General features: G+C 52.2%; 10 protein-coding genes. 3 read left to right on the top strand and 7 right to left on the bottom strand.

The annotated features are described in order from the left end of the window. Positions 1 to 3 precede the first annotated feature (3 nt). Positions 4 to 1,791 carry a M56 family metallopeptidase gene (locus AC23NW_RS00380; RefSeq protein ID WP_487446966.1) on the top strand — a complete coding sequence of 596 codons (1,788 nt, stop codon included), beginning with the start codon at positions 4 to 6 and terminating at the stop codon, positions 1,789 to 1,791. A 98-nt stretch (positions 1,792 to 1,889) separates the two neighbouring features. Here the strand turns inward: AC23NW_RS00380 and AC23NW_RS00375 are convergent, their stop codons facing one another. Beyond that, the gene (locus AC23NW_RS00375) at positions 1,890 to 2,885 is read right to left on the bottom strand and encodes a YhdH/YhfP family quinone oxidoreductase (RefSeq protein ID WP_487446965.1); all 996 of its coding nucleotides are present in this window, start codon (positions 2,883 to 2,885) and stop codon (positions 1,890 to 1,892) included. Between the two features lie 408 nt (positions 2,886 to 3,293). Here AC23NW_RS00375 and AC23NW_RS00370 point away from each other — a divergent pair, with 408 nt between their 5' ends. Next, entirely contained in the window at positions 3,294 to 4,895 is a 1,602-nt protein-coding gene (locus AC23NW_RS00370) for a SulP family inorganic anion transporter (protein WP_487446964.1), read from the top strand. Positions 4,896 to 4,932: 37 nt separating this feature from the next. Here the strand turns inward: AC23NW_RS00370 and AC23NW_RS00365 are convergent, their stop codons facing one another. From AC23NW_RS00365 to AC23NW_RS00355, 3 genes are all read right to left on the bottom strand, one after another. After that, positions 4,933 to 6,246 (bottom strand): MptA/MptB family glycosyltransferase, encoded by a 1,314-nt coding sequence (locus tag AC23NW_RS00365; protein ID WP_487446963.1) that lies wholly within the window; start codon positions 6,244 to 6,246, stop codon positions 4,933 to 4,935. A gap of 69 nt (positions 6,247 to 6,315) precedes the next feature. After that, positions 6,316 to 7,806, bottom strand: a complete 1,491-nt coding sequence (locus AC23NW_RS00360; RefSeq protein WP_487446962.1) for a cellulose synthase family protein — start codon at positions 7,804 to 7,806, stop codon at positions 6,316 to 6,318. 30 nt (positions 7,807 to 7,836) lie between these two features. Beyond that, positions 7,837 to 8,529: a glycosyltransferase family 2 protein gene (locus AC23NW_RS00355; RefSeq protein WP_487446960.1), complete on the bottom strand. Its 693-nt coding sequence runs from the start codon at positions 8,527 to 8,529 to the stop codon at positions 7,837 to 7,839. Between the two features lie 386 nt (positions 8,530 to 8,915). Between AC23NW_RS00355 and AC23NW_RS00350 the strand changes: the two genes are divergently transcribed. Further along, positions 8,916 to 10,331, top strand: coding sequence for an FAD-dependent oxidoreductase (locus AC23NW_RS00350; RefSeq protein ID WP_487446959.1), 1,416 nt, complete (start codon positions 8,916 to 8,918; stop codon positions 10,329 to 10,331). Between the two features lie 88 nt (positions 10,332 to 10,419). Here AC23NW_RS00350 and AC23NW_RS00345 read toward each other — a convergent pair whose 3' ends face one another. The 3 genes from AC23NW_RS00345 to AC23NW_RS00335 all read right to left on the bottom strand — a co-directional run bounded on the left by AC23NW_RS00345 (position 10,420) and on the right by AC23NW_RS00335 (position 15,315). Then, positions 10,420 to 11,820, bottom strand: a complete 1,401-nt coding sequence (locus tag AC23NW_RS00345) for a hypothetical protein (protein ID WP_487446958.1) — start codon at positions 11,818 to 11,820, stop codon at positions 10,420 to 10,422. Between the two features lie 154 nt (positions 11,821 to 11,974). Further along, positions 11,975 to 14,440 carry a zinc-dependent metalloprotease gene (locus AC23NW_RS00340; protein ID WP_487446957.1) on the bottom strand — a complete coding sequence of 822 codons (2,466 nt, stop codon included), beginning with the start codon at positions 14,438 to 14,440 and terminating at the stop codon, positions 11,975 to 11,977. 107 nt (positions 14,441 to 14,547) lie between these two features. Next, positions 14,548 to 15,315, bottom strand: a complete 768-nt coding sequence (locus AC23NW_RS00335; protein ID WP_487446956.1) for a cyclase family protein — start codon at positions 15,313 to 15,315, stop codon at positions 14,548 to 14,550. Positions 15,316 to 15,512 lie beyond the last annotated feature (197 nt).

Here is a 15,512-nt window from a genome sequence, read left to right as displayed (position 1 = left end):
GCCATGAATCCCCTAGCCTACCTCCTGCAAATCAGTGTATTGCTGATTACGTTTAGTCTGGGCTATTACGTGCTGCTCCGGAACCTGACCTTTTTTCAGACCAACCGTCTGTTGCTATGGGCGGGTTTGGGAGCAGTCCTTTTACTGCCGCTGGCCGACCTGCCGGACGTGAGGCCTGCTCCGGTCCGGAACGTGATCCGGAAAACTACGGCTGCCCTCCGGCCGCAGTTGCTCCCCGCGTCGCAACCGGAGGTTCCGGTAGTTATTACCTATCCTGATCAGAAAAGCTACCGCGTGCGCCTGCACAACGACGCACCGCAGGCATTTCCGTGGGGCACTGCCGTTTTATCCCTGTACGCCATCGTAACCATCGTACTGCTGATGCGGCTGGCATTCCAGCTCCGGTCGCTCCGGCGCCTGATCGACCGGTCTGCGCATGAAGCTTACGAGGATTTCACATTGGTTATTTCCCCGCAGACCACCTCGCCCTTTTCGTTTTTCAAATGGGTTGTTATCAATCCGGCCCATCATTCGCCGTTTGAGCAGGAGCATATTCTGCGCCACGAGCGGGTGCATGTCCGGCAGTGGCATAGCGTCGATACGCTGGTTGCTGAGGTATTATGCATTCTCTTCTGGTTTAATCCGGCCATCTGGCTCTTTAAAAAGCTCGTCCACCAAACCCTCGAATACCTTGCCGACCGGACCGTACTGGCCGAAGGTGTCGATGCCCGTGCCTACCAGTTTCATCTGGTAAAGGCTACGCTGGGTGTCGATCCGCTGGTTCTGGCGACAAATTTTAACCAGTCAGACCTGAAAAGCCGGATCAGTATGATTAACCGGACGCAATCCGGCCGGTGGAATAACGGCTGGCGGTATGGCTTATTTATCCTGCTGGGTATCCTGTCGTTCTGGGCCTGCCAGCAAACCGACAGCGAACAGGATAAACCCTTAACCAACGCGATTGCAGCTACCAATCCAACACGAGGTTTGGTGGTCGAACTGGAACAGACAAAGCACTGGTCTACAATCTTTACCTTTTATAAGGCCAAACCTGCCGCAGATAAGCTACTCAAAGAGTTAAGTACCACAGTTGCTCCTACCCTCAAAATCTCAAAACCGGTAAATCAGCCTGAGCCGGTAGTTGTTGGGATAAAAGACAACCACTTACTGGTTTTGCCAAAACATGAATTTGATACCCGCTACTTTATCAACGGAAAAGAAACTGACAAGGAAGCTGTCAACCGGCTTGCCTATAATCAGGTAAAAGAGTTATTTGTTATGCAGCAGGTAGAAAATCCGGACCTTTCTGACGAATACAAAAGTGACCCTCAATCCTTCCGTCTCCTTATAGAGACAAGTCCAAGCGCTCTACCTTCTACATATCAGCGTCAGGTATATGCCAATATGCTGACCGCAGCCGCCCTATCTGATAATATCTACGGTAAATCATTTATGTACACGATGAATTCCCTGCTCGAAGCCATGTTTTTTCATAATAAGAAACCCTTGGTCGAACGGAGAAAAGACGATTATCTGAAAGTACTGGATGAGGTGAAGCCTGATGTTTACATTACCATCAACGGGCTGGAAGCCAAACCGAAAGATGTAGAAACGGTGCATGTCCGCGAAGTACTGCGGGTATACACGCGGGAGCAGCCCTATTATAACTGGATGCGGGCCGACGAAGGCCGCACGCCACGGTTTGAGCTCCATATTCAGACGGAGCCTAAACGCGCGCAGCGCGACAGTACTTACTACGTATTCAGTCCGTTTTATCAGGGAGACTTTTAACGGATAAACCACGAAGGAGGAAAGACATGAAGAGGCACAAAGTTATAGAGTCCGCTTCTGCCAAAGAAATAATGTCTTTGGCAGAAGCGGACGCCTGCTCAATCAATCCGGACGAGGGCGCGACCCTGCATGCCGCCGTGCAGGATCTTCTGTAGGGTGTCGGGTACGGCCTCCAGCCCGATTTCATGGCTAAGTGACGGCAGGTTGGCCGGCTTCAGGTCGCTGCCCATCCGCTCCCAGATGGCGGCGCGCCCTGCCAGCGGATACTCCACCGAGTCAATACCCGCCAGCTGAATCCCCCGCAGAATAAACGGAAATACCGTAACCGGCAGATCGGCCCCGTTGACCATGCCGCAGCAGGTCACGGTACCGCCGTAGTGCGTGCTTTTAAGTACATTCGCCAGAATCAGACCGCCTACGGTATCCACAGCGCCGGCAAAGCGGGTTTTCAGCAGCGCCTTACCCGATGCATCCTCCAGCTCTGCCCTCGGAATCACCTCTGCCGCCCCAAGGCTTTTCAGAAACGATTCAGCCGATGCCTTACCACTGACGGCCACCACGGTATACCCCAGTTTCGCCAGCATGGCAATGGCAATAGAACCCACCCCGCCCGTGGAACCGGTTACCACTACCGGCCCTTTGCCGGGCGTAACGCCATTGTGTTGCAGCGCCACCACACTCAGGGCCGCCGTAAAACCGGCCGTGCCGTACATCATGCTTTCGGCCAAAGTCAGGTTTTCGGGCAGCCGGACAACCCATTTCGCCGGCACACGGATGTACTGCGACAGGCCGCCGCTGGTATTCATTCCCAGATCAAAGCCCGTAACAATCACCTGATCGCCGGGCTGCCAGTCCGGATGATCCGATGCTTCCACAACGCCCGCCGCATCAACGCCCGGCGTGTGCGGGTAGTGCCGTGTTACGCCCCGGTTGCCGGACGCCGATAAGGCATCCTTAAAATTGAGCGATGAATACTGTACCCTGATCAGTACCTCACCCTGCGGCAGCTGTGCCGTATTCCGGTTAGCCAATACGGTTTCATATTTCCCCCGCTCCACTTCGGTAATAACTAAACTTCTGAACTCTTTTTCCATAATAAACAAGACATTAAAAAACACGCAAGGGCTACCTGATAAGCCACTGATTATCTGCTACTAATTTTTATATACATATGTATTTATTAAAACCAGAATGCGCGCTTTACGAGCTTTTCCCAACTAAGTTGCATTAAAAAATAGCCTAATCTACACCGGAATTTAGACTTATTTGAAGTTTTTAATGACTAAAAAAAAGCATACTGTCAAATTGCATTAAAAACAGGTTAAATTCCTCATTATCTGACTATTTGCATCTTATTATTAAGACCCTTTTAATGTCCGCGCATATGTCGGATTCTATATTTGTGCGTACAGTTTCTCTCGTCCGGCAAGAGAACATTCAGTAATTGTGGTCTAGCAAACTACTGTAAACGCCAATAAACCCAACATCCGGTACTATTCTCTATGAAACAGACTAATGAGCCCCCTAAAGACGGACTTGCAGGCTTAGCCCAGCATGGTATTACCGATGCTCTTTCCGGCTTCTCTGTATTCTTACTGGCCTTACCCCTGAGTCTTGGTATTGCTAAGGCATCAGAATTTCCGCCCTTGATGGGATTGGTAACCGCCATCATCGGTGGGATTGCGGTAAGCCTGCTCGCTGGTTCACGTCTGACGATCAAAGGCCCTGCGGCAGGTCTGATTGTTATCGTGGCCGGAGCAGTTAATGAGTTTGGCGGCGGCGAACAAGGCTGGCACCTGGCATTAGGTGTTATGCTGGTTGGCAGTCTGATTCAAATCCTTTTCGGTGTTTTAAAACTTGGTAAACTGGCTGACATTTTTCCGCTATCCGCCGTTCATGGCATGCTGGCCGCTATTGGTCTGATTATCATAGCCAAACAGGTACATGTATTGCTGGACATTGACCCTGCCCTAACGAAAGGCAAAGGCCCGCTGGAACTGCTGGCGATGATTCCCGACAGTATTACCCACCTCGACCCGAAAGCAACGTTTGTCGGCCTGGTCAGTCTGGGTATTATGTTGCTATGGCCTTACCTGCGTAACGACTCTTTCCTCAAAAAAGTCCCCGCACCACTGGTTGTACTGGCTTTTTCGATTCCGGCCGAGCTGGTACTTGATTTTCAGCATACCGAACCAACCTATGCACTCGTACACATCGGTAACCTGATGGATAGCATAAAGGTTAACGTTGATTTCGGTGGTTTGAGCCAAACCGGAATTTTTATTAAATACGTGATTATGGTGGCCCTCGTTGGTAGCCTGGAATCCTTACTGACGGTAAAAGCCATCGATATGCTGGACCCTTACCGCCGGAAGTCGGACATGAACCGTGACCTGATTGCGGTAGGTGTGGGTAACACGCTGGCGGCTGTTCTGGGCGGTTTACCGATGATTTCGGAGGTAGCGCGGAGTTCGGCCAACGTAGCAAACGGGGCTAAAACCCGCTGGGCCAACTTCTTTCATGGTTTCTGGATGCTGGTGTTTGTACTGGTAGCTTCCCAATGGATTGAACTTATCCCGAACACGGCACTGGCAGCCATGCTGATTACCGTGGGCATCCGCCTTGCCCATCCGAAAGAGTTTATCCATACGTTTAAAATCGGTAAGGAGCAGTTGCTGATCTTCCTGGTTACCATCGTACTGACACTGGCAGAAGATCTGCTGGTTGGTATTGCGGCAGGGATGGCCGTTAAGATTATTATCAACCTGATCAACGGTAAACCAGCGTCTGCTATGTTTAAGGCCCCTATCGACGTGTCGTTTACCGAGAAGTCGTATCTGGTGCGTATCAGCAAAGCCGCTGTTTTTACCAATTATCTTGGCATTAAACAAACACTTGCTGCTATTCCGGAAGGCTTAAACGTAACGATTGACCTCCAGAATACCCGCCTCATCGACCATACCGTGATGGAAAATCTGGAGCACTTCAAGCATGATTACGAGGTCAACGGTGGCCATGTAGAACTCACCGGCCTTGACGGACACGTACCGATATCATCGCATCAGCTGGCTGCCCGCAAGAAAAAAGAGGCCGTCATAGCCTGATATTTTATAGCACATGCAGAGTACAGAGGTCCCGTAGTTACATAGCTACGGGACCTTTTTGTTGTTGCCACTCCCGCACCGCAAACACTAAGACGGCACTGTACGAAAAGGCCGTAAACCAGAGGTTTTCGTGGTAAGGCATGCCCTGATAGGCGGCATACGACAGCATCACCAGCCCTGACCACAATAGCGGATAGCGTACCGGGACAAAAACCGCCGCCGCAACCAGCGTCGTCAGATACCACGGGTGCACGGTGGTCGCCAAAGCAAAATAAAGTGTCAGAATCAGCAGCAGACGCATCGGCAAAGCCAGTGCTGCGTCCTCCCTGCCGCGCCACGACAGCCACAGTACGCCCGCCAGCGTTACAACCGACAGCATCGGCCCGATCAGGGCTACGGCATTATAGCCCAGTAAGCGGAAACCCAGCCAGCGGAACAAGTAGTAGACACTGGCGTTGAATTCGAACTTCTGCACATACAGATTGAGGCTGCTGAACATATTCTGCACCAGTTCCTGCGAGAAAAACGGGAAAAACAGACCTCCGGCCACCGCCAGACTGATCACGCAGAACAGTACCCCGCTGCGCCAGCCCAGCCAGCGAAGGGCCAATGGCAGCAACATCAGCGGCAGGAGCTTGGTGGCAATGGCCAGCCCCATAGCCCCACCCGCCAACACAATCCGGTTACGCACAATGAGCCAGGCGGCCAGCAGCACAAAAAAAACGACGACTCCTTCGTAATGGAGGTTGCCCGTAATCTCCAGAATCACCAGCGGATTCAGCCCGTAGAGCAGGGCCAGATCCGGACTTTTGCCCAGCTGCTTCAGTAACTTCACCATCAGCCAGATACTGCCGATATCGGCCAGCAGTATCGGTATACGCAGCCAAACCACCGTACCGGCTATATCATCGGGCGACAGCACAGCGGCCAGCCCGAACAGAAACTGGTTAAACGGCGGATAAACGGTGTAATAGCCGGGTGAATTCAGCAGTTGCAGCAGCAGATCATCGAGCCCCGGAACGGCGTTGACAATTGTATTGGGCAGGTACAGGTACGGGTTAAAGCCCCCCGCAACGAGCCGTCCGTCCCAGATAAACCGGAAGTAATCTTCGGAAAGCTGCGGCGGGGCCAGCAGCAGTAATACACGGAACAAAATGGCCGCTAAGAACAGAAACCGGTCGGGCCGGGGGTCACCGGCCAGCGTACGGATCCGGAGCATATACCCCCAGAAAAGAAACAGAACAAAGCCAGCCAGCATCGGAAACTGCTCACGGGGCGTCGTATAGCCTACCAGCGCATATAAACAGGCGGACAGAATTAGCCAGCCCGCACGGAACGGAGTGATGGTCATGCAATGGGTTAATCACAGTACAATTGGATGATGACGGGTTGGTGCCGATTGCATACCACCGGGCATGCTTCAGGCAAATTTACGCCGCCGGACAGCCATTGCGTGGCTCAGCGAATAAAAAAAGACCATGCCAAAGCCCACCGCCAGCATCAGGTGCAGAAAAATCATCCGGAAGTCGTTGAGTAAAAACGCCGACGACATGCCCCAGACAAAGTAAACGGCCAGTAACCCTTCCGCAAACGTCAGCCATGACAGGCCTTTACCTAGGTATTTATTGCCGTTCCAGCGCTCGCCGGTCTTGTTAACGTTGAATTTAGGCGTGCGGACAAAGGGCGTTTTCCGGCCGATATACCCCTCCACTACCGCAATGGTATTATGGAGCGACAGGCCCATCATCAGCGATGAGTACATTGGAAAATACCAGAAGACCAATACCTTGTTTTTGCGCGACAGCACAAAATAAGGCAGGCCGTAGAATGTAATCAGAATGAAGAGATTAAACTGAAAAAAATTGATGACATAAAAGACAACTTCCCAGTCCGGATGGTTGGCGCGGATGTACAGCAGCGGCACACTCAGGACGCCCAGTACCAGTACCAGAATAAAAGTGGCACTGCTGAACAGGTGCAGAAAGGCATGCATCTTGACTGCCAGCGAGGTATGGCGCGCAAACAGCACCTTGCCGAAATTCTTGCGTGCGCATTCGGCGGCTCCTTTCATCCAGCGGTACTGCTGCGATTTGATGGCGTTCATGGCCACGGGCAGTTCGGCCGGCGAGCCGATGTCTTCCCGGTAACTGAATGTCCAGCCGCGCAGCTGTGCCCGGTAGCTCAGGTCGAGGTCTTCGGTCAGCGTATCGCTTTGCCAGCCACCTGCATCGTCGATGGCCGCCCGCCGCCAGACCCCGCCGGTGCCGTTGAAGTTGGCAAAGTACCCGCCGGCGTACCGGCCGCTTTGTTCGATGGTAAAATGGGCATTCAGGCCAAAAGCCTGCAACTGCGTCATCAGCGAATAATCTTCGTTGAGGTGTTCCCAGCGCGTCTGCACAATGCCGACGTTCGGGTCGCTGAAGTTCGGGATGGTTTTGAGCAGAAAATCTGGGTCAGGCACAAAGTCGGCGTCAAAGATGGCGATAAAATCGCCGCGGGCTTCCTGTAAGCCATAGGCCAGGGCACCGGCTTTGAAGCCTTTCCGCTCCGGCCGCCGCACGTGCGTAACCGGTATGCCTTGCTGCCGGTAATAGGCTACCTTACGGGCAATGATGTCAACGGTATCGTCGGTTGAATCGTCGAGAACCTGAATCTCCAGCTTTTCGGCCGGATAGCGGAGTTTTACGACCGAATCAATCAGCCGTTCGGCCACGTACAGTTCGTTATACACCGGCAACTGCACCGTAACGGGTGGCAGCTGCTCCCACGGAATGGTATCGGCAGCACGGATATTGGCCCTGCGCTTCTGCTTCGACCGCAGGTAAATCGTAATCAGACTCAGCTGCCCGAGGTTGTAAACAAAGAGCAGCAGCAGAGCTACTCCGTACAGTATCAGTATAATAACTCCCATGGGTCTGGTCTACACTCGCCTACCGGCAGCCTACCAGTATTTGAAAATCGTTGTCAGAATTTTATACCCGGCCATAACGGTTCCCTTTACCGTTCCGGAAACCTTGGATACCCCGATACGCACCCGGTAGCTGACCGGTACCTCGGTGGTTTTCAGGCCTTTTTTAGCGGCTTTCACCTGCATTTCTACCGTCCAGCCGTAATTCTGGTCCTGCATGCCCAGAGCTATCAGGCTGCTGAACCGGATCGCCCGGAATGGCCCGAGGTCAGTATAATGCACGTTGTAGATCCATCGCAGCAAGGTCGTTGCCAGCCAGTTGCCAAACACCTGCTGGGGTGTCATGGACCCGCGCTGCCGGTTGCCCAGCTTCCGCGACCCGATGACCATATCGGCCTGGCCGGTCAGAATCGGGTCAATCACCCGCGGCAGTTCTTCCGGGTAATCGGAATAGTCGGCATCCAGAAAAACGACAATATCCGGTTTTGGTTCACGATTCTGAGCGTAGGCAATCCCCCGCAGGCAGGCGCGGCCATAGCCCTGTACCGGTTCGTCCAGCACGGTTGCTCCTGCACTTGCTGCTACCGTCGCCGTCTGATCGCGGGAATTGTTGTTAACGACGATCACTTCCTGCACCCACGCGGCCGGAATTTCGCGCACTACCTTACCAATCGACCGCTCTTCGTTGAAGGCGGGGATAATCACAACAATTTCAGGACGCGCCAAAACAGTGTTTTTAATGATTCAGGGTGTAAAAATGAGAAGAGTTCAGGCAATAAAAAAGGTATAACACCATCGAAATAACGTCAACCTGCAGGCATTCCGCTCCATTGGTTTGTTTTGGTCTTCCGGGAAAGATCTGTTCTTGCCCCCTCTTTATACCATATAGGGATTGTCGTTCTGTTTTCCAGTACGATATATTAAAAGTGACTAGTATTAGCATCCTTAGTCTTAATTGGGATTTTTATGTTCATTTGACACATAGTGCATTAATGACTGCTTATCCCCTGCACTCCCCGCCCGGCAATATACTTATCAGCCTGTTCAGGGATCCTGTGTCCTTATGTTTTGTCCAAATGGACTTTCTTAGAGATTAACCACCGATAACCAATATGTTTCAAGCTAAAATAGTAATGTATGGGGCAGCCTGGTGCCCGGACTGCCGGCGTACCAAGGAGTTTTTAGAACAAAACAAACTGGATTTTGAGTACATCAACGTAGATGTAAGCCCGGAAGCATCAGCACTTGTAGAAGAAATCAATAATGGAAAGAGAATTATACCTACCCTCATTATTGATGACCGGCCTTTTACAAACCCCCAAAACCATGAGCTCGCAAAAATAACAGGCGTAAACAAACAGGGAAAAGTTGTCGTTTTCGGGGCCGATTGGTGTCCGGACTGCCGACGGGCAAAACGATTCCTGCAGGACAACCAAATTAATTTTCAATTTGTTGACGTAGATACTACACCGCAAGCTGCTGATTTAGTGATGACTATTAATAACGGCAAACGCGTTATTCCAACCATTCTCATCAATGATGTAGCTTACACGAATCCATCTAATGCTACCCTAACGGAAGCACTGTCATTAGACAAAGTAAGTGATCAGCGGATTTATGATGTAGTGATTATTGGCGGAGGAGCCGCCGGGTTAACCACGGCTATTTACGCCCAGAGAGATAAATTTGATACCCTTATTCTGGAAAAAAGGAACCTGGGAGGCAATGCTTTTATCACCAAAAAGATAGAGAACTATCCAGGTTTCAAAGAAATATCAGGCCCGGAACTTATGGATAAAATGGCTGAGCAAGCTATTATTCTAGGGACGAAAATTGAAACAGGTGAGGATGTCACATCGATTGAAAAAGCGGATAACTTCTTCAAAATCTACACTGAGGCTAACACCTATAAGGGAAAATCGGTCGTGATCGCTACAGGCAGTACATACCGGACACTGGGCGTCGAAGGCGAAAATGAGCTAATTGGATCAGGTGTACATTTTTGTGCTACCTGCGATGGCGCATTTTATAGAGATAAAGAAGTTATTGTAATAGGCGGTGGTAACAGTGCTTTGGAAGAAGGGATGTTTCTGGCAGGCTTCTGTAAAAAAGTGAGTATTGTTCACCGTAGCGAACGCTTCTCGGCTACCGAGACCTACATCGAAAAATTAGCTGCGTTTGCGAATATTGATGTACACCTCAATCATGCAGTACTGTCATTTAATGCCGATGAAAAAGGGGGATTCCGGTCAGCCACGATAAAAAATAATCAGACGGGAAGTATCACTACTCTGACCGCAAACGGAGTCTTTATTTTCGTTGGATTGCAACCAAACACCAAGCCTTACGAAAGCCTTCTGAACCTCTCGCAAAGCAAGCATATTTTAACAAAAGGGCTCAACAAAACCAATGTTGACGGCATCTTTGCCGCAGGCGATGTACGGTTCGGCGCGATTGCACAGGTGGCTGCCGCCACTGGAGAGGGTGTAGTGGCAAGCTATGGGGTAAGAGACTACCTGACACGATAAACCTGAACCATCCCGTCAGAATCAGCAACTTCTGACGGGATGGTTATTTCCGGGAAACACCTTGCCAAATCTGTAAACGACTACTCAATCAGATAAACACCTGATATTGCAGCACCAGCTGGCCACGGCGGCCGGTGGGCGCAAGTTTGGTACCTTCGGCCTGGTAGACCGGCCGGTTCTGGTAATCGAGGGATAGTTTGCTGTTGTGGCCGCGGATGAGGTAGTTCACGCCGAGGTTCCAGACGCCGGACGTTTTGGTAAGCCGTTCATAGGAACCTAGCTGAGCCTGGGCATAAGGCATCAGCGTACCGTTGCCCGTCCCGAACAGGTCCTGCCGCAGCAGATAACCCACCTGCGCATAGACCACCTTGCCGGTACCGAACATCGGAAAGGCATTGCCCTGAATACCGGAAACACCCGGCAGCGCCACCGACGAGCCGGTCGCCGGATTCATGATGCCGTTGTAGCGCAGATAGTTCGGGCCGTAGTTCATGTTAAAATAACCGGCATAGGCGCTGATAGCGGTGCCTTTCGCCTTGTCGAGGGGCATATCCAGAAACGTTGCCAGCGACCACAGGTTGAGGTTTGTGTAGGTAGTATCAGTAGTCCCTTCACGGTGCCACATCGCGTTTTTCTGGGTGATAAACCCGCCTTCGAGGTTAAAAACCTTCTTTTTCCCCAGATAAGTACCAGTCATGTATCCCGGAGTCTGATGGCTTTCCTTGTCGAAAAACTGATAGAGCAGCAGGCCCTGAAACTGCTTTGTGTGTCCTTTCAAGGCGAAGGTTGAATACGGCGACAAGGCCGGTGGTGCGGCCCCGTTGGTCTGAATCGGAAAGGGATCGCTGATGGCAAACCGGTAGTCGACGCGGCCAACCTGACCACGGGCGTAGAGGCTCAGTTTCCGCGAGAACTCATCGGTCTGATCGACGGTAGCCTGCGCAAACACCGGCACATCCATGGTCATAATCGTCGTCACGCTCGGCTGACTAAACCGCGACAGACCGTTAACCACCGTCAGACCAGCCCCGATTTTCAGGTAATCCTTATGTTTAAAGACCAGGTACTCCCCTACTGCATCGTGGAAAAACGCCTGAATTTTCCGGTTTGATGGGGTTCCTGCCGTATTGAACGCCGGAGAACCATTCTGGTAGTTAAAGTTGTTCATGCCGAACTGGAAGTACATAAATACTCTGTCGTTCAGCTGCCCGAACAGCTGGATACGCGTCCGGCGCAGCCCTATATCGAACGTATTGTCTTTGGGCATACTAACAACCGTCGTTCCCGGATTACTCTGATTCAGTCGCAACCAGGCTTGGTTGAGGAACGTAACCTTAAAAAAATGCGACCCCGACTGATTCAGGTTGTACTTCAGCTCTGACTTGTCTCCGGATGGTACCACACTGGAGGTTGAGCTACTAGTGGACAATGTCTGAGCAACACCAACAGTACTGTTTATGGTTAACCAGGTGAATAGAAAGTATTTCATGCGAACAGGGTTTATAAAACAAAAAGGAGTTGGTTGCTTTAACCAACTCCTTTTTATGTAATACATATGAATGGTCTTCCCAAAATTAGGGTACCAGATTCACGAACTGGTTAAAAACCCGGTAAATTCCACTTAAATAATGATTAAAAAATGATCATTTCACCCATTCGCAATCCGGTTCAAGCCACTCCTGCCCCGGATCAATCGGCTGACCGTCCGGTGGGGTCAGGGTGGGTGTGAGCGGTACGCTGTCCGGATTTTCTTCGTACTGGCGGATAATCCAGCCCATGAAGCTCTGCGGATACGTCAGTTTAATCTGCATTAACGCTTCGTGGGCGGCGGCACGGGCCGGTACATCATTTTCCTTATTGACCGCCAGCTGAATCAGGTGTTCAACCACTTTCTGCTGCACCATCCGACGGATATCACCTGCATACGTCTTGTCCTGCTTCTGGGCGGCAAAGGTCTTTGCATCGCCGAACGTTGCCGTCACCAGCGCACTGATCACCTTATCCAGGCCCGGCAGTTTTGCATCAAAGGCCGGCTGACGCGCCAGGCGGGCTGCCCGGTCCGGGTTCAGCATCAGGCGGATGGTCATCCCCGCAGCGGCTTCCGGCGGACCCAGCGGGTCAAACGAAAGACCCGTATGCCGCTTGAATACTTCGCGCTGATTTGGATTATACCGGAACGCCCGTGGCGGAATCTGCTTCAACACCGCATCCGGAACCGCCAGAAACTGCGGTGTCAAGGTTGACAGCAGGGCATTCAGCGCCTTTGTCTGATCGTCGGCCGACACAAATGACAGCACCGGCTGGCCATCGCCCCGCAGCGCATTGGTGTAGTTCATGCCGCCCAGCACCTTCGCTGTGGCTTCGGTCTGGAAACGGTGAAACATATACATCGGCACAAACACCTCTTCGAGCGTCGCAAGCGGGGTACCAACCGGAATCTTCTTTTCGTTGAAGTTGCTCAGCACCACCTTACGGAGCTCCGACACGCGTTTCAGTTCGTCGGTCGCATCGGCACCGTTGTCCCACAGGTGCGTTTTCGGGTGCACACTGCCTTCCGGCCGCGCATCCTGATCCGTCAGAAACGTCAGGCCTTTGGCGTGCATCTGCTCAACCACCTTTGCCAGTTCTTTTTTCTCGTCGGCACCGTCTGGAAAATCCTGATAGCCGTAGATAATGCTCCATTTATCATAGTCGCCGATGCCAAGCGCATAGGCATCCGACAGGTCAACGGTTGCGCCTTTGAGCTTAGCGACCATGTGCGGGTAATCCATTACTGATGCCCGCGACTGTGTACTGGCAACGTAGTTATGCGGCAAACCGAGCGTGTGACCAACCTCATGGGCAGCCAGCTGACGCAAGCGGTTCAGCGACATTTTCATCATCTCGGAATTGTCGTTGAAGTCGGCCGGCGGCGTTTCGCCTTCGAATTTACCCACAAGCCCCTGTGCAATGAGGTAATCCTGCCGCACCCGCAGCGAACCCAGCGTTACCTTGCCTTTCAGGATTTCGCCGGTACGGGGATCAATCACACTGGCCCCGTATGACCAGCCCCTCGTTGAGCGGTGCACCCACTGGACGAGGTTGTACCGTATATCCATCGGGTCGGCATCGGCCGGCAACAGTTTCACCTGGAACGCATTCCGGTAACCGGCAGCCTCAAATGCCTGATTCCACCACGCCGTTCCTTCGAGCAGCGCCGTCCGGATCGGCTCCGGCGTGCCCGGGTCGAGGTAATAAACAATCGGTTTTACCGGATCGCTGATGGCGGCTTTCGGGTCTTTTTTCTCCAGCCGGTGGCGCGAAATGTAGCGTTTCATGATCGGCTGGCCAACCGGCGTTGCATAGTCGAAATACTCAATGCCGCCATAACCGATGCGCGGATCGAATTCCCGTACTTCATATTTGTTATCCGGCAGCTGCACAAATGAGTGGTGCTGGTTGACGGTCACCATCGTTGCCGTCGGCACGACCGAGCGCAGGTACTGCCCCGGATTGTCGCCGGTAAAGGTCGTGGTAACCTCAAATTCGGTGTTCTGCGGGAAATTTCTGGTGTTCGGCAGGTACATCACACTCCGGCTTTGGTCCATCCGGAAACTGCCCTGACGGGTCTGGGTAATGGCCTGAGTAACGCCGACCGCGTCCTGCATCAGGAACGGCGTCAGATCGACCAGGACACGGCCGCCCTCTTCGGCGACCACATCGAAGCCCCAGTGAACCGATTTGGCAAATGACTCTTCCACGGCGCGGCGTTCGAGCGGGTCACTGGTGATGGCCCGGTAGCGCGAATTGCCTTCGGTCAGCAGGACTTTCGGGCCGGTACGCTGGAACTTAACGACATGTTCATCGCCCAGCCGGCCACGGTCCAGGCCGATATCATTGGAGCCAACGCCCTGTGCCAGCGACGGGAAATACAGGAATTCCGTATCGAACTGGCCGATTTCGAGGTAAACCTTTCCTTTTTTAGCGTCCCAGTAAAACGGCATAAAGCCATCTTTTTTATCCATGCCGGCCGTGAAGGTCGCAATGGTCTGGGCAGAAACGGAAAGGGTAAACAGGAAAAAGCAACTCGTCAGGAATGCAGTAAAGCGGGTCGGGTATCGTGTTTTCATGCAGTAGTTTGTTAACTGCCGAATATAGCAAAAACCGAATAATGTTCCGTTATTTAGCGCTTCCCTGTGACTTTAATCGTGTTTTTTGTGGAAGGAGTGCTATGGCATCAATCCTCCAGAATGACCACAACGCGGGCGGGGGCCGCCGACGCACCAACGATTTTCAACGGAAATACACAGACTTTGAAACCCGAGACCGGTAATGCACCCAGGTTCACCAGTTGTTCGATGTGGCAGTATTCCTTTTCGCGCCCGACCAGATGTCCTTCCCAGAACAACTCCGGATTATTGGTCTTTTTTGCCTGTTCAATCATGTAGCGCAGCGGCAAGTCCCACCCCCACTGATCAATGCCCATGACCTTAATACCCTGATCGATCAGCCATTCGGTGGCTTCTTTACTCATACCTGTACCCACCTCGGCAAATGTTTTCGTACCGTTGAACCGGTCGCGGCCGGTCTGAATCAGCACAATCATACCCGGCGTCAGCACCGCTTTTGTGCGGGCCAGCTCAGCTTTCAGGTCATCGACCGTAATGGGGTCAAAATCGGCCTTGTGGGTCATATCGAGCTTCAGGCCATCGCCGTAGCACCATTCCAGCGGCACCTGATCAATGGTTTTGGCGGGCTGCCCGGCTACCGTCGGAAAGTAATGCCAGGGCGCGTCGATGTGCGTAGTGGCATGTACGCCCATGTGTTTGATTGTATCGTCGGCCCAACCCGAAAAGCCCGGCGGAAATAACCGGAACGGCAGGCCCAGAAAACGGATCAGCCAGCGCGCGCTGCGGTGTGCCTTGTGTTTAATCTTCACCCGCATAAACCACGGGTCCTGTGCATTAAACTGAATGGGCTTCGAAAGGTCAATGATACGGGGCATAGGGTATGCAAACAACCGGAAATGCCGGAAATATACGTTATCTTAAAGCACGAACCTGTACTTAATTTCCGGAACGGAGCCACCTGTTCCGGTATATCATCCGAACTTGACTAATTCCTGCACAAAATTGCCTTTTACTAACACTTTATGGTTAGATCGATGTATTTTTGTTATAGTCACCTTGTAACTCAACAACC

The organism is Arsenicibacter sp. R0_47, from assembly GCF_057652235.1.
This window is presented reverse-complemented; position numbering and strand designations above follow the sequence as displayed.